We start from the raw sequence: 21516 nt of genomic DNA, 5'->3' as shown, positions 1-21516 counted from the left end.
GTGAGGAGCCGCCGGTGAGCACACCGACGATGGACGACGCCGCAAAGGTCTTGGCGGACCCGAAGGCCTACACCGATGAGGCCGGGCTGCATGCCGCGCTGACCCACCTGCGTGCCAACGCGCCGGTGTCCTGGGTGGAGGTGCCGGACTACGCCCCGTTCTGGGCCATCACCAAACACGCCGACATCATGGAGATCGAGCGCGCCAACGACATCTTCACCAATTCGCCGCGGCCGGTCCTGGTCACCAAGCAGGGTGACGAGCAGCAAGCCGCGGTCGGCATCAAGACGCTGATCCACATGGACGATCCGCAGCATCGGGATTTCCGGGCGATCGGGGCAAACTGGTTCCGGCCCAAGGCCATGCGCGCACTCAAGGACCGGGCCGATGAACTGGCGGTGCAATTCATCGACAAGATGGCGGCCGAAGGCCCGGAATGTGACTTCGTCCAGCAGGTGGCGGTCAACTACCCGCTGTACATGATCATGACGCTGCTGGGTGTGCCGGAGTCGGATTTCGCCTCCATGCTGCGCTGGACACAGGAACTGTTCGGCAGTGACGACGAGGAACTGCAGCGCGGCACCATGGAGGAGAGCATGGGTGCGCTGCTGGAGATGTTCCAGTACTTCACCGAGCTGACCGCGTCACGCCGGGCCAACCCAACCGATGATCTGGCCTCCACCATCGCCAACGCGACCATCAACGGCAAGCCGCTCGACGACATCGAAACCGTCTCGTACTACGCGATTCTGGCTGCGGCCGGGCATGACACGTCCAGCGCGAGCATCTCCGGGGGAATGGCGGCACTGCTGCAACACCCCGATCAGCTGGCCCGGTTGCGCAGCGATATGAGCCTGATGCCGCTGGCGGTCGAGGAGATGATCCGCTGGACCACGCCGGTCAAGGAGTTCATGCGGACCGCGCAGCGCGACTACGACCTGCGCGGCACCCGGATCAAGGCGGGCGAATCGGTGCTGCTGTCCTATGTGTCCGGCAATCGCGACGAGGACGTGTTCGATGAGCCGTTCCGGTTCGATATCGGCCGGGACCCCAACAAGCACATCTCCTTCGGGTACGGGGTGCACTTCTGTCTAGGTGCCGCGCTGGCCCGCCTCGAGGTCAACAGCTTCTTCTCCGCGCTGCTGCCGCGGCTGGAGTCCGCCGAGCTGGCCGGCGAACCGGCGCACATGGCGACCACCTTCGTCGGCGGGCTCAAACACCTGCCGATCCGGTACCGGCTCAGCTAGCAGCAGCGCGACTGCGGGTTGGTCTCGATCGCGGCATGGCGCATCCGCCAGTACTCACGTTCGGTGGGCACCGGCTCACCCGGGTGTCGCCGGGCGAGGTGCTCGACGTAGCGACGATAATGGTTGTCACCCATCAATGATGACCAGTACCAACCGATCTGGCCGATGATGTCGGCAGCGCGTCCCATTGTTTCTGCACCTCCTTCTCGGCAGCGGTGGAAATCAGTCCGGACGGTGCGAAGATGCGTGACGGCACCGGATCGTCCTCGGCCAGTGGCCGGCCCGAACCGCGTATCGCCTTGAGCGCCATGATCACTCCGGCCGCGACGACGACCACCACCAGAACCGCGAAGATGACCGACAGTGACCCCTGGATGAAGGTGTTGCGGATGACGGCGTCGATCTGATCGGGGTTCTTCGCGGCGCCGAAGGTCGCCTTGCCCGCCTCCTTGGCATCGCGGTACTGGAAGTGCTGCGTCCAGTAACCGACCTTGGGGTCGCCGGAGAAGATCTTCTGCCACGACGCCGTCATGGTCACCACCAGATCCCAAGCCAGCGGAACCCCGGGAATCCAGGCCCATTTCAGTAGTCCGCGTTTGATCACCACGACGGTGACCACCGTCAGCGCGATGGCCGCCAGCAACTGGTTGGCGATGCCGAACAGCGGGAAGAGGGTGTTGATACCGCCGAGCGGATCGGTGACACCCATCAGCAGGATGCTGCCCCAGGCGAGCACCACGACGACGCTGCAGATCCAGGCCCCCACCCGCCAGCTCGGGTTCTGCAGCTTCTTCAGCGGCCCGCCCAGATTGCCGAGCGCATCGGAGAGCATGAAGCGGGCCACCCGGGTACCGGCGTCGACGGTGGTGAGGATGAACAACGCCTCGAACATGATCGCGAAGTGATACCAGAATGCCTTCAGGCTCTGGCCGCCGAAGACCTGATGGAGCACCTCGGACATGCCGAACGCCAACGTCGGGGCACCGCCGGTGCGGGACACGATCGATTCCTCGCCGACGCTCTGCGCGGCGGCCTCGATCTCGCCGCCGGTGATGGGCGGGCCGGACAGGCCGAGCCCGTTGACATAATCGGCCGCGGTCTGCGCGGAGGTCCCGGTGGCGGCAGCCGGTGCGTTCATCACGAAGTACAGGTGCTGGTTGAGAATGGCCGCGGTGATCAGCGCCATGATCGCCACGAAGGACTCGGTGAGCATGCCGCCGTAGCCGATCAGCCGCATCTGGCTTTCCTTCTCCAACAACTTCGGGGTGGTGCCCGAGGAGATCAGTGAGTGAAAGCCCGACAGCGCACCGCAGGCGATCGTGATGAACAGGAAGGGAAACAGCGAACCGGCGAACACCGGGCCGGTGCCGCTGGCGGCGAACGACGAGATGGCCGGGGCCTCCATGATCGGGCGGGCGAGCAGGATGCCGACCGCCAACAGCGCGATGGTGCCGACCTTCATGAAGGTCGACAGGTAGTCGCGCGGCGCGAGCAGCAGCCACACCGGCAGCACCGACGCGGCCAGGCCGTAGATGATGATGCACCATGACAGCGTCACCTTGGACAGGGTGAACCAGTCTGCACCCCAGGACGTGTCGGCGACCCACCCGCCGGAGACCACCGCGAGCAGAAGCAACGCGACACCGATCAGCGATACCTCCGACACCCGGCCGGGGCGCAGGAAACGCAGGTACAAGCCCATGAAGATGGCGATCGGGATCGTCATCGCGATGGAGAACACGCCCCAGGGACTTTCGGCCAGGGCGTTCACCACCACCAGCGCCAGCACCGCGAGCAGGATCACCATGATGACCAAGACCCCGATGATCGCCGCCGCGCCGCCGACGACCCCCAATTCGTCCTTGGCCATCTGGCCCAGTGAACGACCCCGTCGGCGCACCGATATCGACAGCACCAGATAGTCCTGGACACAGCCGGCGACGAGCGCACCGATGATGATCCAGATGGTGCCCGGCAAATAACCCATCTGCATGGCGAGTACCGGGCCCACCAGCGGCCCGGCGCCGGCGATGGCAGCGAAGTGATGGCCGAAGAGCACCCTGCGGTCGGTCGGCATGTAGTCGGTGCCGTTCTCGAACACCTCGGCGGGGGTGGCGACCTCATCGCGCGGTTTGACGATCTTCATCTCGATCAACCGGGCGTAGAACCGGAAACCGATGACGTAGGTGCAGATGGCCGCGATGACGAACCACACCGCGTTGACGGTCTCGCCGCGGAAGAACGCGATGACGGCCCAGGCGAACGCGCCCAGCACGGCGATCACGCCGAAGATGATGCGGTGCTTGCCGGTGATCGGGGACCGGTCGATGATCGCCACCGGCGGCAGATCCTTGTCGTTGCGGACGAAGGTGATGGCGCCGCGGGTCTCCTCGGTGCGCTCAGGAGCGGTCTGTGATCCCATGCGTCGATCCTTGCATCGTGCCCGCGCGGCTTTGGGACTTTCCGGTCATCCGTTGCGTTCGTAGTGTTCACGGACGGTATCGACCGTGTCGGCCTCGGCGGCGCTCTTGTCGTCCCGGTAGCGCAGCACCCGGGCGAACCGCAGCGCCATCCCGCCGGGATAGCGGCTCGAACCCTGCACACCGTCGTAGGCGATCTCGACGACCTGCTCGGGCCGCAGCTCGACGATATGGCCCGCGGTGCCGTCGACCGCGAGGTCGGTGAAACGTCGGGTCTGCCAGTCCAGCATCTCGTCGGTCATGCCCTTGAACGTCTTGCCCAGCATGACGAAACCCCCGGACCGGGGATCGCGGGCGCCGAGGTGGATATTCGACAGCTTGCCGGTGCGCCGCCCCGAGCCCCACTCGACGGCCAGCACCACCAGATCCAGGGTGTGCACCGGCTTCACCTTCAGCCAGGCCGCGCCGCGCCGGCCCGCAGCGTAGGCGGCGGCCGGGTCCTTGGCCATCACACCTTCGTGCCCGGCCTCCAGCGTGTCGGCCAGGAATCGTTGCGCGACAGCCGGATCGGCGGTCAATACGCGTTGCATCCGCTGATGCGGGGGCGCCAGCTGGTCCAGCGCGGCGAGCCGTTCGGTCATCGGCAGGTCCAGCAGGTCGGTGCCGTCCCGGTGCAACAGGTCGAAGAAGAACACCGAGAGCGGCTCGCGGCTCCGCTCACCGGACCGGGAGCCGAATCGCGACGCGGTCACCTGAAAGCGGTGCGGCCGCCCATCCGGGCGCAGTGCGATCGCCTCGGCGTCGGCGATGAGGGCGGTGACCGGCAGGGCCAACGCGGCCTCGACGACCTCGGGCAGACGGGCGGTGACATCGTCGAGACTGCGGGTGTAGACCGACACCCGGTCACCGGCGCGATGGACCTGCACCCGCGCGCCGTCCAACTTGGATTCCAACAGCGCTGTGCCGCCGAGCTTGTCGAGCGCGTCGGTCACCGACGTCGCGGTCTGGGCCAGCATCGGCCCGACGGGTCGACCGACCTGCGGGGTGAACCCGTCCAGCGCACCAGCGCCGTCGGTCAGCAGCGCCGCGGCCACCGCGGGCAGATCGCCGGCCAGCATCGCGGCCCGCCGCACGGCGGCCACCGGCACGGTGGCGGCCTTGGCGACGGCGTCGACCATGACGCCGGCCAGCGCACCCTGGCGCAGCTCTCCGGACAGCAACCGGCGCAGGAACCGCTGCTCGTCGGTGGTGGCGGCACCGAACAGGGCGGCGAGACACTCGGCGCGCCGAGCCTGCGATCCGGGACCGGCCATCGACTTGATCTCGGTGAAGGTGGCATCGACACCGGACACGGTGAGCGTCGCGGTGCCGGCCGGTTCCGGCAGGGTGCGCAGCGCCGCCCAACCCACGCCGATCTGGCGCTGCGGGAGCTCCCCGGACAGCCACGCGACGATCACCGGGAGCTCCGCGGGCGTACCGGCCGCGGACAGTGTCGTCGCGACCCGGGCGACCTTGGCCAGGCGTGACGACAGCGAACCCACCTCGGTGGAGGTGGCCGCGATCTCGGCGAGCAGCACGCGTCCAGCCTGCCACCCGGCTCCGACATTCCCCGACAGACACTGTTCACCTGTGGTTTTGTTTCGCTGCCTCCAGCACAGGAACCGCATTCGGCGGTGCATGTCCTGGTGAATCACCTGCTGGCGACGATGGGTCTATTTGCCGAATCGGTGGGCTCCGGCGAGATTGCCCAAACGCGTGCTGCGGTGTCGGTTCGGTGGTTCGATGTGAGGTGTGAACGCGGCGATCGAGCCGACCACCGGCTCAGCTCGAACGAAGAACCTCGTGCTTGCGACATGGGTCTCAGCGATCAACTTCTGGGCCTGGAACATGATCGGTCCGCTCTCGACCACGTATGCCGGCGATATCCGCCTGTCCAGCACCCAGGCGTCGATGCTGGTGGCCACTCCCATCCTCGTCGGATCGCTCGGCCGAATCGTCATCGGTTCGCTGACCGACAGATGGGGCGGACGCGTGATGTTCATCGCGGTGTCGCTGGCGTCCATCCCACCCGTCCTTGCCGTCGGGGCGGCGGCTACGGCGGGCTCTTATCCGTTGTTGCTCGTGTCGGGATTCTTCCTCGGCATCGCCGGCACGGTATTCGCCGTCGGGATTCCGTTCGTCAACAGCTGGCACGAACCGGCGCGTCGTGGCTTTGCCACCGGGGTGTTCGGCATGGGCATGGTCGGCACGGCGCTCTCGGCCTTCTTCACACCGAGGTTCGTCAACTGGTTCGGACTGATGGGCACCCACGTCATCGTGGCGGTCGCGCTCGCGCTGACCGCGGTGTTGTGCGTGGCGACGATGCGCGATGCCCCGGCATTCCACCCCAACACCGACCCGGTGGTGCCGAAACTCAAGGCGGCGGCCAAACTCCCGGTGACCTGGGAGATGTCGTTCCTGTACGCGGTGGTGTTCGGCGGTTTCGTGGCCTTCAGCAACTATCTGCCCACGCTCATCAAAACGGTGTACGGGTTCTCCGCGGTGGACGCGGGAGCCCGCACGGCGGGGTTCGCCCTGGCCGCGGTGCTGGCGCGCCCGGTCGGAGGTGCGCTGTCCGACCGCATCCCGCCTAAATACGTGGTGCTGGTGTCCCTCGCCGGAACCGCGCTGATGGCCACCGTCGCGGCCTTCGAACCACCGCCGGATCTGTGGTCGGCGGTCACGTTCATCGCCCTGGCGCTCTTCCTCGGCGTCGGAACCGGTGGCGTGTTCGCCTGGGTGGCACGTCGTGCACCGGCGAAGTCCGTCGGTTCGGTCACCGGAATTGTCTCTGCCGCAGGTGGTCTCGGCGGCTACTTCCCACCGTTGGTGATGGGTGCGACGTATGACCCGGTGGGCAACGACTACACGATCGGTCTGTTGTTGTTGGTGGCCACCGCGGTGATCGCGCTGGTCTTTACCGCGGTGCGACTGCACACCCGCGAACCGGATGCGGCGAAGGGAGCCCCGGTGTGAGAACGCCGCGTATCGGTGGAGCTGCCGAGGAACTGTTGGCGCGCAGCGGCCGTTTCTTCACTCCCGGAACGATCTCCCCGGATGCGCGCACCGTCAGCCATCGCGGTGGTCGGGACGGTGACGTGTTCTACCGCGACCGGTGGAGCCACGACAAGGTAGTGCGCTCCACGCACGGTGTCAACTGCACGGGGTCGTGTTCGTGGAAGATCTATGTCAAGGACGGGATCATCACCTGGGAGACCCAGGAAACCGATTACCCCTCGGTGGGCGCCGACCGCCCCGAGTACGAGCCACGGGGCTGCCCGCGCGGGGCGGCGTTCTCCTGGTACACCTACTCACCGACCCGGGTGCGATACCCGTACGCGCGGGGCGTGCTGGTGGAGATGTATCGCGAGGCCAGGGGCCGATTGGGCGACCCGGTGCTGGCCTGGGCCGATATCCAGAACGATGCCGACCGTCGGCGGCGGTACCAGCAGGCCCGTGGCAAGGGCGGACTGGTCAGGGTGAGCTGGGCGGAGGCGACCGAGATGATCGCCGCCGCGCATGTGCACACGATCAAGACCTACGGTCCGGACCGAGTCGCCGGGTTCTCGCCGATCCCGGCGATGTCGATGGTCAGCCATGCGGCCGGCTCGCGGTTTGTCGAACTGGTGGGCGGGGTGATGACCTCGTTCTACGACTGGTATGCAGACCTGCCGGTGGCCTCGCCGCAGGTCTTCGGCGATCAGACCGACGTCCCCGAATCCGGTGACTGGTGGGACGCCGCGTATCTGCTGATGTGGGGCTCCAACGTGCCGGTGACCAGGACGCCGGACGCCCATTGGATGGCCGAAGTCCGTTACCGCGGAACGAAAGTGGTGACGATCAGCCCGGACTACGCGGACAACACCAAGTTCGCCGACGAGTGGATGCCCTGCGCCGCGGGCACCGACGGGGCGCTCGCGATGGCCATGGGTCACGTCATTCTTTCCGAATGCTTTGTCGACAAGCAGATTCCATTCTTCACCGACTACGTGCGCACGTTCACCGACCTTCCGTTCCTGATCACGTTGGAGGAGCGCGACGGTGCGCTGGTGCCTGCGAAGAACCTGACGGCCGCCGATCTGGGCCTGGACGTCGAGAATGCCGCCTTCAAACCGGTGCTGTGGGACACCGCGGGTGACTGCGCGGCGGTGCCCAAGGGGTCGCTGGGTTTCCGGTTCGGGGACAGTGGTGCCGGAAGCTGGAATCTGGACCTGGAGAGCCTGATGCCGGCGCTCACCGTGGCCGTCGACGGCGGGCCGACGGCCGAGATCACGTTGCCGCGCTTCGACACCGTCGACGGTCACGGCGCGACCATGGTGCGTGGGGTTCCGGTGCGCCGTATCGCAGACCGCTTGGTGTGTACGGTTTTCGACTTGATGCTCGCCCAGTACGGGGTGGCGCGCCCGGGCCTTCCCGGCGATTGGCCGAGCGGCTATCAGGACGCCGCCACGCCCTACACGCCTGCCTGGCAGGAGGTGATCACCGGGGTCTCGGCATCCCAGGCCATCCGGGTCGCCCGGGAGTTCGCGCGCAACGCCGTGGAGTCCAACGGACGCTCGATGATCATCATGGGCGCGGGGATCTGCCAGTGGTTCCACGGGGACGCCACCTACCGGGCGGTGCTGACGCTGTTACTGCTGACCGGGTCCATGGGACGCAACGGCGGCGGATGGGCCCACTACGTGGGCCAGGAGAAATGCCGACCGGTGACGGGGTGGGCCACCATGGCGATGGCCACCGACTGGTCGCGGCCACCGCGCCAGATGACCGGCACCTCCTACTGGTACGTGCACACCGACCAGTGGCGCTACGACGGCTACCGCGCCGACGCATTGGCCAGCCCGGTGGGTCGAGGCCGGTTCGCCGGTAAGCACACAATGGATGTGCTGGCGTCGGCGACGGCGATGGGCTGGAGCCCGTTCTTCCCGCAGTTCGACCGCTCCAGCCTCGATATCGCCGACGAGGCGTTGGCCGCCGGCCACGACAGCTCGCAGATCGCGGACTACGTGGCCCGCCAACTGGCCGACGGGCATCTCAGGTTGGCCGTCACCGACCCGGACAATCCGGCGAACTGGCCGCGGGTGCTCAACGTCTGGCGGGCCAACCTGCTGGGCTCCTCGAGCAAGGGCAACGAGTACTTCTTGCGGCACCTGCTCGGCACAACCTCCAACGTCCAGGCGACGCCCGCCGAGGCGGAGCTGCGACCTGAGGGCATCACCTGGACCGAAGACATGCCGGAGGGAAAACTGGACCTGTTGATGTCCATTGACTTCCGGATGACATCCACGACCCTGCTCTCCGACGTGGTGCTGCCGGCGGCCACCTGGTACGAGAAGGCAGACCTGTCCAGCACCGACATGCACCCCTATGTGCACGCGTTCAGTCCGGCGGTCGACCCGCCGTGGGAGACCCGATCGGACTTCGAGGCATTCGGGGCGATAGCCCGCACCTTTAGTACCCTCGCGGCCACCCATCTCGGGGTGCGTACCGATGTGGTGCTGGGTACCTTGCAGCACGACACCCCGGCGGCGATGTCCTATCCGTCCGGCACGGAACGAGACTGGCGGGTCACCGGCGAGCTGCCGGTGCCCGGGAAAAGCATGGGACCGGTGACGGTCGTGCAGCGGGACTATCCGTCGATCGCCCAGAAATGGGCCACTCTGGGGCCGCTGGTGGAAACCCTCGGCGTCACCACCAAGGGCGTCACGACCCACCCCGGCCACGAAGTGGCAGAGCTCGCCGGACGGTTCGGTGTGATGGACTCCGGTGTCGCACAAGGTCGACCGGCCGTCACGACCGCGGAGCGGATGGCAGATGTCATCCTCGCGTTGTCCGGGACCTCAAATGGTCGGCTGGCCGTCGAAGGCTTCCGCGCCCTGGAACGGCGGGTGGGGCGCCCGCTGGTGCACCTGGCCGCCGGCAGCGAGGAACGCCGAATCACCTACGCCGACACCCAGGCCCGGCCGGTTCCGGTGATCACGAGTCCGGAATGGTCGGGTAGCGAGACCGGGGGTCGGCGCTACGCCCCGTTCACGGTGAACATCGAAGAGCTCAAACCGTTCCACACGCTCACCGGGCGGATGCACTTCTACGTCGACCACGACTGGCTGGAGGAACTGGGCGAACAACTGCCCATCTACCGTCCGCCGCTGGATATGTCCCGACTGTTCGGCGAACCACGCCTCGGCGAGGAGGGTATCGGCCTGACCGTTCGCTACCTGACCCCGCACTCGAAATGGTCGATCCACTCCGAGTATCAGGACAATCTGTTCATGCTGTCGCTGTCCCGGGGCGGGCCGACCATGTGGATGAGCCCCGCGGACGCCGCCACGATCTCGGTGCGCGACAACGACTGGGTTGAGGCGGTGAACCGCAACGGTGTATTGGTGTGCCGTGTCGTCGTCAGCCACCGGATGCCCGACGGGGTGGTGTACGTCTACCACGCGCAGGAGCGGACGATCGATGTTCCGCTCACCGAAACGACGGGAACGCGTGGGGGCATCCACAATTCGTTGACCCGGCTGCTGATCAAACCCAGTCACCTGGCCGGTGGCTACGCCCAGCATTCCTTCGCGTTCAACTATCTCGGCCCCACCGGCAACCAACGGGACGAAGTGACCGTGGTGCGGCGCCGGTCCCAGGAGGTGCAGTACTGATGAAGGTCATGGCGCAGATGGCGATGGTGATGAACCTCGACAAGTGCATCGGGTGCCACACCTGCTCGGTCACCTGCAAGCAGGCGTGGACCAACCGGGCCGGGACCGAATACGTCTGGTTCAACAACGTCGAAACCCGGCCAGGACAGGGCTATCCGCGAACCTACGAAGATCAGGAACGGTGGCGTGGCGGGTGGCGGCTGGACCGGCGTGGCCGCTTGCGTCTGCGCGACGGCGGTCGGTTCGCCAAGCTGGCGCGGATCTTTGCAAATCCCAAGATGCCCTCGATCGACGACTACTACGAGCCGTGGACCTATGACTACGAGAATCTCATCTCCGCCCCGTTGGGGGATGACATGCCGGTGGCGCCGCCGCGCAGCCTGATCAGCGGGGAGCCGATGAAGGTGTCGTGGTCGGCGGCCTGGGACGACGATCTGGGCGGTTCACCGGAGATCGTGCCCGGCGACCCGGTGCTGCAGCAGGTCAGCGAGAAGGTGCGCCTGGAGCTCGAGCAGACATTCATGTTCTACCTACCGCGGATCTGTGAGCACTGCCTGAATCCGTCGTGTGTGGCCTCGTGCCCGTCGGGAGCCATGTACAAGCGGTCCGAGGACGGCATCGTGCTGGTGGATCAGGACCGCTGCCGGGGCTGGCGAATGTGCGTATCCGGGTGTCCCTACAAGAAGGTGTACTTCAACCACAAGACCGGCAAGGCCGAAAAGTGCACGATGTGCTATCCGCGCATCGAAGTGGGACTGCCGACCGTGTGTTCGGAGACCTGCGTGGGGCGGCTGCGCTACCTGGGCCTGGTGCTCTACGACGTGGACAGGGTTCTCGAGGTGGCCTCGGTGCCCGAAGACAAGGACCTCTACGAGGCGCAGCGTGGCATTCTGCTCGACCCCACCGACCCGGCCGTGGTCGCCGGCGCTCGCGCCGAGGGGATCTCCGATGAATGGATCGAGGCCGCGCAACGATCACCGGTGTATCACCTGATCCAGACGTATCACGTTGCGCTGCCCCTGCATCCGGAGTTCCGCACGGTGCCGATGGTGTGGTACATCCCCCCGCTGTCACCGGTGGTGGACGCGGTCAGTCGAGACGGACACGATGGGGAGGACGCCGGCAACCTCTTCGGCGCCATCGAGGCACTGCGCATCCCCGTCGAATACCTCGCCGGGCTGTTCACCGCGGGCGACACCGCGGTCATCGACGGTGTGCTGCGTCGGCTGGCCGCCATGCGCTCCTATATGCGCGATATCAACCTCGGCAGGCAGACCCGACCCGACATCCCGGCGGCGGTGGGGATGACCGAGGAGCAGATGTACGAGATGTATCGATTGCTGGCGTTGGCGAAATACGAAGAACGTTATGTCATTCCGACCGCGTACAGCTCGGAAGGACCGTCACCGGAGGAACCCGGCTGCGCGCTGTCCTTCGACGGCGGCCCCGGAATGTACGAGTCCGGTCCGTTCGGTGAGGCCAGCGGTGGGCCGATACCGGTGGCAGTCGAGACCTTCCACGCTCTGCAGCACCGGCAGACCACCGAAGGCATGGGTGCCAATGCGGGCAACCCGTCGCGGATCAACCTGCTCAACTGGGACGGCCGCGGAGTGCCACCCGGGATCTTTCCGCAAGGCCGGTCATGAGGCCGGCAGACAGGGGTGCCCGAAGGGGATCGGTACCCCTGCAGGATCGTGTGGTGTGGCAGGCGGTTTCGTTGCTGCTGGCCTATCCCGACGAAGGTCACGGTGTGCGGCTGGACACGGTGCAGTCGTTGCTGGCGCACCTGGACGGGGAGCCACGCCTGCTCGTCGGCCGAACGCTCGGTGAGCTACGCGACCAGGATGCGATGACCGTGGCCCGTCGCTACGTCGAGACGTTCGACCTGAGTCGGCGCCGGGCGCTGCTGCTCACGTACTGGACCGCAGGCGATACCCGCAACCGTGGGATGCAGATGCTGGCCTTCGCGCACGCTTATCGGGCTGCCGGCACAACGCCGCCTGCCGGTGAGGCGCCCGATCACCTGCCGGTGGTTCTGGAATTCGCCGCGACGGTGGATCCGCGGGCCGGTCGCGAGTTGCTGGTCGAGTATCGGGTACCCATCGAAGTCCTTCGCCGGGCGCTCGCCGAGGCCGATTCCCCGTACGCGCACGCTGTCGCGGCGGTGTGCGCCACGCTGCCGGCCGCCGGTGAGGAACAGGTGTGCCGGCTGCGTACCGCGGGTGCGCCGGTGGAATCTGTTGGCCTGCAGCCGTTTCAACTGACTGTTCCGCCGCGGCGCACTTCGGGGGGTTTGTGAGATGTCGGGCTGGGTGGTTTTCTGGGACGTGGCGCCGTACGTGACGTTGGCGATCGTGGTCATCGGCACCTGGTGGCGCTACCGTTACGACAAATTCGGCTGGACCACCCGGTCGTCGCAACTCTACGAATCCCGACTGCTGCGGATCGGCAGCCCGCTGTTTCACTTCGGGATGCTCGTGGTCATCATCGGCCACGTCATCGGGCTGGTGATCCCGCAGTCATGGACCAGCCGTGTGCTCAGTGACCACCTCTACCATCTGCAGGCGGTCATCCTCGGCGCAGCCGCCGGGGTGGCCACCCTGGTCGGGGTTGCGCTGCTCATCTATCGCCGCCGCACCCGCGGCCCCGTTTTCCTGGCGACCACCGGCAATGACAAGCTCATGTACCTGGCGCTGGTGTCCGCCATGATCGCCGGTTTCGCATGCACGGTGATCGGGGCGACTCCGTCGGGCGCCGAGCACGACTACCGGGAGACGGTCTCACCGTGGTTTCGCTCGATCTGGATTCTGCGACCCCGCGGCGATCTGATGGTGCAGGCGCCGCTGCAGTTCCACATCCATGTCCTGATTGCGCTCGTCCTGTTCTGTCTGTGGCCGTTCACCCGGCTGGTGCACGTGTTCAGCGCGCCCATCGGATATCTGTTCCGGCCCTACATCGTCTACCGCAGCCGGGACGTGGCCGCGGGCAACGAGCTGGTGGGGTCCCGCCCGCACCGCCGAGGCTGGTGAAAGCACACACCAAATCGGGACCTTTGACTCTGCCACGCGGTACCGTCCAGCCGGAGACTGAGACAGAAACCGCCGCCGCGTGCGCCCGGCCAGAGAAAGGTGACGACCATGTCGAACACCCAGCAACTCGACGTCCTCAACCACCGGCAGTGCCTGGATCGGTTGGCGCGGGTACGGGTCGGCCGCTTGGTGTTCACCGAGGATGGCCTGCCGACCATTCAGCCGGTCAACTTCCGGGTCTGGCGCGACGAGGTGGTGATCCGGGTGGCCGGCGGGCCCAAACTCGAGGCGGCCACCGCCAACCAGGTGGTGGCCTTCGAGGCCGACGTGCTCGATCCCGATCTGCGCAACGGCTGGAGCGTCACGGTCGTGGGTCATGCCGAACCCATCACCGGGATCGATGATCTGGTGGATGTCGCCGGAACATTCATCGAGCCGTGGGTGCAGGGTCGTCGGGATCATTTCATCCGGATCCGGACCGATCGGATGACGGGGCGGGAGTTCCGGGAGGAGGCCGTTCCGCATTACAAGCCATGATGGGGAGATGCCGGTGGTGAAGGTGTTCCTGGTCGACGACCATGAAGTGGTCCGACGGGGTCTGATCGAGCTGCTCGGATCCGATCCCGACCTCGATGTCGTCGGCGAAGCGGGCACCGTCGCCGAGGCGCTGGCCCGTATACCCGCGGCCCAGCCCGATGTGGCGGTGCTCGATGTGCGGTTGCCCGACGGCAACGGCATCGAATTGTGCCGCGATCTACTCTCGGAGCTGCCGGATCTGCGCTGCCTGATGTTGACCTCGTTCACCTCCGACGAGGCCATGCTCGACGCGATCCTGGCCGGCGCCAGCGGGTATGTGGTCAAGGACATCAAGGGTCTCGAACTCGCCACGGCGATCAAGGATGTCGGCGCGGGCCGCTCCCTGCTGGACAATCGGGCCGCGGCCGCGCTGATGGCCAATCTGCGCGGTGCCGCCGACCGTGACGATGACCCGTTGACCGGGCTCACCGACCAGGAGCGCACCCTGCTGCACTTGCTGTCGGAGGGTCTGACCAACCGGCAGATCGCCGCGCGCATGTTCCTCGCGGAGAAGACGGTGAAGAACTACGTCTCCCGGCTGCTGGCCAAGCTGGGCATGCAACGCCGAACGCAGGCAGCGGTTTTCGCGTCCAAGCTGGAGCAGCAGGTCAGACCACCGAGAAGCTGACCGTGTGCCAGCCGGTCGCCCCGTCCGGGATGACGTCGGCGCGGTCGCCGGTCTGCACGTAGCCGGTGTTGTCGGTGGCGCGCACCGCGATGAGATGCGGCCCGGGCCGGTCGGCCTGCCAGTCGAAACTCCACAGCCGCCAGGTGTCATCGGAATAGGCCGCGCCCAGGGTGGCCGGCTGCCACGGACCCTCGTCGATGCGGACCTCCACGGCGCGCACCCCGCGGGGCTGCGCCCAGGCCACGCCACCGAAGCGGACCGGTCCGGTCGGGACGTCCTGTCCGCTGCGGGGGACGTCGATACGTGACTGGGTCTTGATCGGGCCACGCTCGGACCAGCCCAGCGGCGTCCAATAGCCTTCGGCCTTGTCGAATCTCGTCAGTTCCAGATCGACCACCCACTTGGTGGCCGAGACATAGCCGTACAGACCCGGCACCACCAGGCGCGCCGGGTAGCCGTGCTCGATGGGCAATGGCTGCCCGTTCATGGTGATGGCCAGCAACGAATCCCGGTCGTCGGTCATCGCCTCGGTCGGCGTGCCGGCGGTGAACCCGTCTCTGGAGGTGGAGAGCACCATATCGGCGTCGGGCGAGATGCCGGCCGCGGCCAGCAGGTCCCGGACGCGGTAGCCGCCCCAGAGCGCGTTGCCGACGAGGTCGCCGCCGACCGGATTGGACACACACGCCAGCGTGACCATCTGCTCGATCAGTTCGAACTGTTCGAGATCGGCGAGCGTGAAGGTCTTTTCGTTGTCGACCATGCCGTGAATCCGCAGTTTCCACCCCTCGCGGGACAGCTGCGGCACGCTCAACGCGGTGTCGATCCGGTAGAAGTCGGCGTTGTCGGTGACGAACGGTGTGATGTCCACACCGGTGGGCTGCACCCCCGGCGGGACCGGCGGCGCCGGCTTGGCGATCGTCGGCGGTGTGAACGCGGCGCGATCATCGGCCACCGAATGCACCCGCCGCGACCACACCGAGCCGATCGCCGCACCGAGCACGCCGAGTCCGAGCAGTCCGAGCGCGGCCAACGAGAGCCGACGGCCCGGGTCGGTTTCGGCCGATTCGTGGGCGGTTTCGTCGCTGAGCCGACCGGAGGTCAAAAATCGCAGCGCGAGGATGCCGGCAAGGCCGCCGACGGCGGTCGGAATCACGTCGACGGGTGCGGCACCGGACCGTGACAGGACGGCCACACAGCCGGCGGTGGCCGCGGCCGCGAACATGACGGTGCCGATCGGCACCCGGCGACGCTCGGCCAACCCGGCGATCGCGGCCAGCACGGCGATGGCCAGCAGCACCGCCACCGCCAGGAAGAGCTTGTCGGAGGTGCCGAACGTCTGGATCGCCCACTCTTTCACCGGGCCCGGGGTGAGGTCGATGACCGTGGAGCCGATGGCGTTGCGGGCGTCGGCGGAGGAACCGAGCGGAACGGCAACCAGTGCGCTGACGCCGAGGGTGACCGCGGCGGCGGCGATTCCGCTGAGAATCCGGGTGCCGGGGGTGGGGGAACTCACGCCATCCACGCTAGACCAGCGATGCCGCCGAAAGCCTTACCGTAGTGTGACGGCTGAACGTGACGTTACATTCTGACCGCAATATGGAAAGGTAGCCAGATGGAGATTTCGGGCAAGAAGGCCGTGGTGGTCGGCGGGGCATCGGGCTTCGGTCGCGCCACCGTGGAGGCACTGGCCAAGCGTGGGGCGAGCGTGGCGATCCTCGACCGGCCCCAGTCCAAGGGTCGCGAGGTGGCCGACCAGGTCGGCGGAGCGTTCTACGAGGTCGATGTCACCGACTTCGACGGCACCGAGCAGACGTTGGCCAACGCGGTCTCCGATCTCGGTGGCCTGCACATCGCGGTGACCACCGCCGGGGGCGGCATCGGCGAGCGCACCGTCAAGAAGGACGGCCCGCACAGTCTCGAATCCTTCCGCCAGTCCATCGATCTCAACCTGATCGGCACCTTCAACATCAGCCGGCTGGCGGCCTGGCACATGAGCAAGAACGAGCCCGTCGACTCCGAGGACGGGGGCGAGGCCGAAGAGCGTGGTGTCATCATCAACACCGCCTCCATCGCCGCGTTCGAGGGTCAGATCGGCCAGGTCGCCTACACCGCGTCGAAGGCGGCCATCGCCGGCATGTGCCTGACGATGGCCCGTGATCTGGGCAGCCTGGGCATCCGGGCACTGGCCATTGCGCCCAGCCTGTTCGCCACCGGGCTGACTGAAGGGATCCCGGATGAGTTCGCCACTGTGCTGACCAAGGACGCCGCGTTCCCCAAGCGTCTGGGCAAGCCGGCGGAGTACGCCAAGCTCGCCGTGGCGATCGTGGAGAATCCGATGCTCAACGGCCAGTGCATCCGCCTGGATGCCGGGCAGCGCTTCGCCCCCAAGTAGACGTTGCGGATTCGGCGCGTTCGCGGTCGCCCACCGGCCGCGAACGCGCCGAAATGGCACGTGGATGAACTCCTGTCCAAGTTGCCGTTTTGGCGGCTAGTGTTTGCCCATGAAGATCAAGATCATGGCTACCGCGGCGGCCGTCCTGATGGTCTCGGCATGCGGATCACCCAAGCCGGAGATTCCCTCCCAGCCCCAGCAGAAGGGCTCCCCGCCCGACGCCGGCAGCATCACCATCGAGGGTGACGCGTCCGAACCCGTCAACCAGATCGCGATCCGGGCGATCGCCGACCTGGAGCAGTACTGGGGCGAGAACTTCCCGGAGCTCTACGGCGAGGATTTCGAGCCGATCTCCGGTGGCTACTACGCCATCGCCGACGGCAGCGCGGCGCCACCGTGCACCACCGAACCCGAAGAGGTTGCCGGCAACGCGTTCTACTGCGGAAGCGAAGACGTGGTCGCCTGGGACGCCAAATACCTGCTGCCCGACCTGCAGTCCCGCTTCGGCGAGTTCGTCATCCCGGTGGTGATGGCGCACGAGTTCGGGCACGCCGTGCAGGCCCGGTCGAACTTCACCGCGCGCACCGTGACCCGGGAGTTGCAGGCCGACTGCTTTGCCGGTGCGTGGGCGCGGCACGCCCAGGACGACGGCGTCTTCGAGGTCACCAGCTCCGGGCTCGACTCCGCTCTGGCCGGTGTGCTCGACCTGCGGGACAACCCGGGCACCGCCAAGACCGATCCGGACGCCCACGGCAGCGGATTCGACCGGGTCGGAGCATTCCAGGACGGCTTCGACAACGGGCTGGACCGGTGCAAGGAGTACCGCGACGACGAGCCGATGGTGCTGGCGTTGCCGTTCAACAACATCGCCGACGCCGCCGCCGAGGGCAACGCGCCGTACGACTCGATCGTCAACGGGGTGCCCTACGACCTGGAGGACTACTGGACTCAGCTGTATCCGGAGCTCACCGGCGGCCAAGCCTGGACGCCCGTCGCGGGGCTGGCCGCGTTCGACCCGGCCGACCCGCCGATGTGCGGTGACCAGTCGGCCGAGGGATACTCGCTGTTCTATTGTGTCCCAGACGATTACGTGGGGTGGGACAACGTCGAGACCATGCCCGAGGTGTACCGCCAGGGCGGGGACTATGCCGTCTCCACTCTGCTGGCGACCCAGTACGGGCTGGCCGCGCTGACCCGCCTGGGCGACGAGTCCGACGAGAAGACGTCCACCCTGCGCGCGGACTGCCTGGCCGGCGGATACACCGCCAGCGTGATCCTGCACAACCGCGCCGAGACGAGTTCCTGGTCCATCTCACCGGGGGACCTCGACGAGGGGATCAAGGCGCTGCTGGTGTTCCGCGGGGACGGCGATGCCGAACGGCAGGGCGCCGGGACCGACCGGGTGCGGGCGTTCCGCGAGGGCGTCATCAACGGCGCGGAAAGCTGCCTGGACTACCAGAACTGACACTCAGCGGTAGGTGTCGAAGCCGAGCTTGACAGCCAGCGCCAGGCCCGCGACGGCGATCAGCAGGCGCAGCGGCGTCGCCGGTGCGTGCCGCACCACGATGGGGCCCAACCGGGATCCGATCAGGCACCCGACGCCCATCGCTGTCACCGCCGGCCAGTGCACCGGCGCCACGACCGCGAAGACCAGGGCGGCAACGCCATTGGCGGCGCCGAGCACCACGTTCTTGGTGGCATTCGCATGGGCCAGGGTGACGCCGCCGGTGCGTAGGAACAACGCCAGGAGCAGCACACCCGCTGCGGCGCCGAAGAATCCGCCGTAGACACAGATGACACCGACGGTGACGCCCTCGGCGATGTGCCGCGCTGCCGTGGGCGCGGCGCCGACATCCTTGCCGCGCGGCAGCGCGATGGCGATCGCCGCGACCGCCAGCAGGACGGGGACCATGTTCTCGAAACCCTCGGCGGGGATGGAGAGCAACAGCACCGCCCCGGCCAGCCCGCCGAGGACGGCCATCGGGACCAGACGCCTGAGTGTCGGCCCCTGCCCGGCGAGCTCGGGCAGCGACCCGCGCACCGAACCGAAGGCGTTGAACACCAGCGCCACCGTGTTCGTCACGTTCGCGCTCACCGGCGGCAGCCCGACCATCACCAGCGCCGGGTAGGTCGACACCGAGGCCAGACCGGCAATGCTGCCAGCCAGCCCACCGCCGACACCGGCGGCGATCAGCAGCCCGATCTCCCACCACGTCACCGGGAACATCCTTAACTATTCAAAGGAGTTGCGCGCACCCGGCCAACAGGTCTAACCTCGGCGATCGTGCATCTCCTTCTCGTAGTAGCCAGCACCCGCAGCGGGGTCTGATCCAGACCGACCCCCCGCTGTGGGTCGGAAGCTACTACCCGTCGGTCGCTCCCTTTGAGCAGAGAAGACCGGCACATGACCTCCCAGATCACCACCATCACGAGCCCCCGGTTCGCGGACTTCTTCGACGCACCCCTGCCGCGTGGGTTGCGTGACCTGGCCGCCGACATGTCCTGGGACGACGTCGCGGACACCTTCGGGTCCAGCGCCGGGCCGGTGCGCCTGGCCACCTGGGAGAAGGGTGAGCGCACGAGCGGCGGGCATACCCACACCTATCGGGCCGCCATCGCCATCGGCGATCGCGCCGTCATGTCCTCGGCCACCGCGTCGGGCCCGCTCGCCGCGCTGACGGCGATGCTCTACGAGCGCGGGATTGCCGTCGAGATGCTGAACTTCCACCAGCTGCGGGCCGGCGGCCAGACCGCGACGTTCATCCGCGGCACCGACGGTGTGCACACCGAGTGGGCGATCGGCTGGTCGGAGTGCCCCAACCAGTCGGCGCTGCGTGCCGTGATCGCCTGTGCGAACCGGCTGCTGGCCGACTGAGCGCGCCGACAAAGCCGCGCCGAAACAGCATTCCGGACGGGAAAGTACGAGAGGTGCCCGTCCGGAATGCTGTTTCGGCGGTAAGGGTCAGAGCGGTCGCAGGATGACCGGCATACCGTCCATCGGCACCGGCATCCCGGCGTAATCCAGCTTGGCCCGGTAGCCCGGGTAGGGCGGCTCGAGGCGGTACTTGCGCAGCAGACGGTGCATGACGGTCTTGATCTCCAGCTGCCCGAAGACCATGCCGATGCACTTGTGGGCGCCGCCGCCGAACGGGGCGAACGCGTAGCGGTGGCGCTTGTGCTCGTTGCGGGGCTCGGCGAAGCGGGCCGGGTCGAACTTCTCCGGATCGGTCCACAGCTCCGGCAGGTGATGGTTGATCGACGGCCAGGTCACCACGTTGGTGCCGGCCGGGATGAAGTGGCCGAGCAGATCGGTGTCGCGCACGGTGGAGCGCACGTTGAACGGCAGCGGGGTGACCATGCGCAGGCATTCGTTGATCACCAGGTCGTAGGTTTCCAGCTTGTCCAGGGCCTCGATGTCCAGCGGCCCGTCGCCGATGCGCTCGGACTCCTCGCGGCAGCGTTCCTGCCATTCCGGATTGGCCGCCAGGTGGTAGGCCATGGTCGTCAGGGTCGAGGTCGAGGTGTCGTGCGCGGCCATCATCAAGAAGATCATGTGGTTGACGATGTCCTGGTCGCTGAAGGTGTTGCCGTCTTCGTCGGCGGTGTGGCACAGCACCGTCAGCATGTCGGTGCTGTCGGAATTGCGCTTCTCCTTGACCCGCTCCTCGAAGTACTGGTCGAGAACCTTGCGGGCCTGCAGCCCGCGCCACCACTTGAACGGCGGCACGCCGGTGCGGATGATGGCGCCACCGGCCCGGGTGGTCATGGTGAACGCGTCGTTGACCTTGGTCACCAGTTCCTTGTCGGTGCCGGGCTCGTGGCCCATGAACACCACCGACGCGATGTCCAGCGTCAGCTCCTTGACCGCCGGATAGAACAGGAAGCGGGCGTCGTTCTCCACCCAGTCGTTGGCGATGACGGCCGAAGCCACCCGGTCGATGTGCCCGACGTAGCCGGTCAGCCGGGACCGGGTGAAGGCCTCCTGCATGATGCGGCGGTGGAACATGTGCTCGTCGAAGTCGAGCATCATCAGGCCGCGGTTGAAGAACGGGCCGATGACCGGATCCCAGCCCTTCTGCGAGAAGTCCTTGTTGCGGTTGGAGAACACCGCCTGGGTGGCATCGGGTCCGAGGGCGGCGACGCTGGGCAGCGCGGGGGAGTAGGCGTAGTGCACCGGGCCGAACTTGCGGTACACCTCGAGCAGATACTCGGGTCCGGCGCGGAACGTCTCGATCATGTGGCCCAGGATCGGCACGCCGGAGTCACCCATCACCGGCTTGAGTCCGCTGCCCGCCGGCGGCTCGGCCAGCACGAACTGCTTGAAATCGTGCTGGCGCAGCCGCTTCTCGACGGTGCCGAGCCCCGGCATGTTGTTCAGCGTGGGCGTGAGCCGGCGCTTGGCCTGTTCGAGCAGATAGGCCGGGGTGTTGATGGTGTTGGTGGTCGGCACAGTCGGGGCTCCTCACACTGATATGCGGACACAGACCTGTGGTCGATGTCACGTGTGCGTCCATCCTGTATGGCCAACT

General features: G+C 67.0%; 17 protein-coding genes. 11 read left to right on the top strand and 6 right to left on the bottom strand.

Translation table 11 applies throughout. The annotated features are described in order from the left end of the window. Nucleotides 1-14 precede the first annotated feature (14 nt). Nucleotides 15-1247 carry a cytochrome P450 gene (locus A7U43_RS21020; protein WP_068003311.1) on the top strand — a complete coding sequence of 411 codons (1233 nt, stop codon included), beginning with the start codon at nt 15-17 and terminating at the stop codon, nt 1245-1247. Here the strand turns inward: A7U43_RS21020 and A7U43_RS29255 are convergent. The 3 genes from A7U43_RS29255 to A7U43_RS21010 are packed head-to-tail and all read right to left on the bottom strand — an operon-like array spanning nt 1244 to nt 5244. Then, nucleotides 1244-1381: a CstA-like transporter-associated (seleno)protein gene (locus A7U43_RS29255; protein ID WP_231963365.1), complete on the bottom strand. Its 138-nt coding sequence runs from the start codon at nt 1379-1381 to the stop codon at nt 1244-1246. The two genes, A7U43_RS21020 and A7U43_RS29255, sit on opposite strands and share 4 nt — an antisense overlap. Continuing rightward, complete coding sequence (locus tag A7U43_RS21015; protein ID WP_067999074.1) at nt 1381-3669, bottom strand: carbon starvation CstA family protein; 2289 nt, start codon at nt 3667-3669, stop codon at nt 1381-1383. Before A7U43_RS21015 ends, A7U43_RS29255 begins: the two co-directional genes overlap by 1 nt. Nucleotides 3670-3714: 45 nt before the next feature. Beyond that, the gene (locus A7U43_RS21010; RefSeq protein WP_067999072.1) at nt 3715-5244 is read right to left on the bottom strand and encodes an ATP-dependent DNA ligase; all 1530 of its coding nucleotides are present in this window, start codon (nt 5242-5244) and stop codon (nt 3715-3717) included. A 310-nt stretch (nt 5245-5554) separates the two neighbouring features. Here A7U43_RS21010 and A7U43_RS21005 point away from each other — a divergent pair, with 310 nt between their 5' ends. The 7 genes from A7U43_RS21005 to dosR all read left to right on the top strand — a co-directional run bounded on the left by A7U43_RS21005 (nt 5555) and on the right by dosR (nt 14595). Then, the gene (locus A7U43_RS21005; protein WP_231963712.1) at nt 5555-6682 is read left to right on the top strand and encodes a nitrate/nitrite transporter; all 1128 of its coding nucleotides are present in this window, start codon (nt 5555-5557) and stop codon (nt 6680-6682) included. Further along, nucleotides 6679-10362 (top strand): nitrate reductase subunit alpha, encoded by a 3684-nt coding sequence (locus A7U43_RS21000; protein ID WP_067999069.1) that lies wholly within the window; start codon nt 6679-6681, stop codon nt 10360-10362. Before A7U43_RS21005 ends, A7U43_RS21000 begins: the two co-directional genes overlap by 4 nt. Then, nucleotides 10362-12008 carry a nitrate reductase subunit beta gene (narH, locus tag A7U43_RS20995; RefSeq protein ID WP_067999067.1) on the top strand — a complete coding sequence of 549 codons (1647 nt, stop codon included), beginning with the start codon at nt 10362-10364 and terminating at the stop codon, nt 12006-12008. Before A7U43_RS21000 ends, narH begins: the two co-directional genes overlap by 1 nt. Then, nucleotides 12005-12661, top strand: coding sequence for a nitrate reductase molybdenum cofactor assembly chaperone (gene narJ, locus A7U43_RS20990; RefSeq protein ID WP_067999065.1), 657 nt, complete (start codon nt 12005-12007; stop codon nt 12659-12661). The genes narH and narJ overlap by 4 nt, the downstream gene beginning before the upstream one ends. A 1-nt stretch (nt 12662) precedes the next feature. Continuing rightward, a complete protein-coding gene (gene narI / locus A7U43_RS20985; RefSeq protein WP_067999063.1) occupies nt 12663-13391 on the top strand; it encodes a respiratory nitrate reductase subunit gamma in 729 nt (242 codons plus the stop codon). A gap of 108 nt (nt 13392-13499) precedes the next feature. Further along, nucleotides 13500-13928 (top strand): pyridoxamine 5'-phosphate oxidase family protein, encoded by a 429-nt coding sequence (locus A7U43_RS20980; protein ID WP_067999061.1) that lies wholly within the window; start codon nt 13500-13502, stop codon nt 13926-13928. Nucleotides 13929-13941: 13 nt separating this feature from the next. Next, nucleotides 13942-14595 (top strand): hypoxia response regulator transcription factor DosR/DevR, encoded by a 654-nt coding sequence (gene dosR / locus A7U43_RS20975; protein WP_068003308.1) that lies wholly within the window; start codon nt 13942-13944, stop codon nt 14593-14595. Here dosR and A7U43_RS20970 read toward each other — a convergent pair. Further along, nucleotides 14576-16108 carry a molybdopterin-dependent oxidoreductase gene (locus A7U43_RS20970; RefSeq protein ID WP_067999059.1) on the bottom strand — a complete coding sequence of 511 codons (1533 nt, stop codon included), beginning with the start codon at nt 16106-16108 and terminating at the stop codon, nt 14576-14578. The genes dosR and A7U43_RS20970 overlap by 20 nt on opposite strands. A gap of 99 nt (nt 16109-16207) precedes the next feature. Between A7U43_RS20970 and A7U43_RS20965 the strand changes: the two genes are divergently transcribed. Both A7U43_RS20965 and A7U43_RS20960 read left to right on the top strand, forming a co-directional pair. After that, the gene (locus tag A7U43_RS20965; protein ID WP_067999057.1) at nt 16208-16987 is read left to right on the top strand and encodes an SDR family NAD(P)-dependent oxidoreductase; all 780 of its coding nucleotides are present in this window, start codon (nt 16208-16210) and stop codon (nt 16985-16987) included. A gap of 109 nt (nt 16988-17096) precedes the next feature. Continuing rightward, nucleotides 17097-18452 carry a neutral zinc metallopeptidase gene (locus A7U43_RS20960; RefSeq protein WP_067999056.1) on the top strand — a complete coding sequence of 452 codons (1356 nt, stop codon included), beginning with the start codon at nt 17097-17099 and terminating at the stop codon, nt 18450-18452. Nucleotides 18453-18455: 3 nt separating this feature from the next. On the opposite strand, the gene A7U43_RS20955 is transcribed toward A7U43_RS20960, so the two are convergent. Then, nucleotides 18456-19214, bottom strand: a complete 759-nt coding sequence (locus A7U43_RS20955; RefSeq protein WP_082902236.1) for a sulfite exporter TauE/SafE family protein — start codon at nt 19212-19214, stop codon at nt 18456-18458. Nucleotides 19215-19391: 177 nt separating this feature from the next. On the opposite strand from A7U43_RS20955, the gene A7U43_RS20950 reads away from it, so the two are divergent. Further along, nucleotides 19392-19862, top strand: coding sequence for a 2-isopropylmalate synthase (locus A7U43_RS20950; RefSeq protein ID WP_082902235.1), 471 nt, complete (start codon nt 19392-19394; stop codon nt 19860-19862). A gap of 87 nt (nt 19863-19949) precedes the next feature. Here the strand turns inward: A7U43_RS20950 and A7U43_RS20945 are convergent, their stop codons facing one another. Beyond that, nucleotides 19950-21437 (bottom strand): cytochrome P450, encoded by a 1488-nt coding sequence (locus A7U43_RS20945; protein WP_067999051.1) that lies wholly within the window; start codon nt 21435-21437, stop codon nt 19950-19952. Nucleotides 21438-21516 lie beyond the last annotated feature (79 nt).

The sequence above is a fragment of the Mycobacterium adipatum genome (assembly GCF_001644575.1).
In the GTDB taxonomy this organism is placed as follows: domain Bacteria; phylum Actinomycetota; class Actinomycetes; order Mycobacteriales; family Mycobacteriaceae; genus Mycobacterium; species Mycobacterium adipatum.
This window is presented reverse-complemented; position numbering and strand designations above follow the sequence as displayed.

Bases quoted from the DNA above. Each gene is read 5' to 3' on its own strand.
- A7U43_RS29255 (WP_231963365.1), bottom strand. From the start codon at position 1,381: ATGGGTGACAACCATTATCGTCGCTACGTCGAGCACCTCGCCCGGCGA.
- A7U43_RS21015 (WP_067999074.1), bottom strand. From the start codon at position 3,669: ATGGGATCACAGACCGCTCCTGAGCGCACCGAGGAGACCCGCGGCGCC.
- A7U43_RS21005 (WP_231963712.1), top strand. From the start codon at position 5,555: ATGATCGGTCCGCTCTCGACCACGTATGCCGGCGATATCCGCCTGTCC.
- narH (WP_067999067.1), top strand. From the start codon at position 10,362: ATGAAGGTCATGGCGCAGATGGCGATGGTGATGAACCTCGACAAGTGC.
- narJ (WP_067999065.1), top strand. From the start codon at position 12,005: ATGAGGCCGGCAGACAGGGGTGCCCGAAGGGGATCGGTACCCCTGCAG.
- narI (WP_067999063.1), top strand. From the start codon at position 12,663: ATGTCGGGCTGGGTGGTTTTCTGGGACGTGGCGCCGTACGTGACGTTG.
- A7U43_RS20980 (WP_067999061.1), top strand. From the start codon at position 13,500: ATGTCGAACACCCAGCAACTCGACGTCCTCAACCACCGGCAGTGCCTG.
- A7U43_RS20965 (WP_067999057.1), top strand. From the start codon at position 16,208: ATGGAGATTTCGGGCAAGAAGGCCGTGGTGGTCGGCGGGGCATCGGGC.
- A7U43_RS20960 (WP_067999056.1), top strand. From the start codon at position 17,097: ATGAAGATCAAGATCATGGCTACCGCGGCGGCCGTCCTGATGGTCTCG.
- A7U43_RS20955 (WP_082902236.1), bottom strand. From the start codon at position 19,214: ATGTTCCCGGTGACGTGGTGGGAGATCGGGCTGCTGATCGCCGCCGGT.
- A7U43_RS20950 (WP_082902235.1), top strand. From the start codon at position 19,392: ATGACCTCCCAGATCACCACCATCACGAGCCCCCGGTTCGCGGACTTC.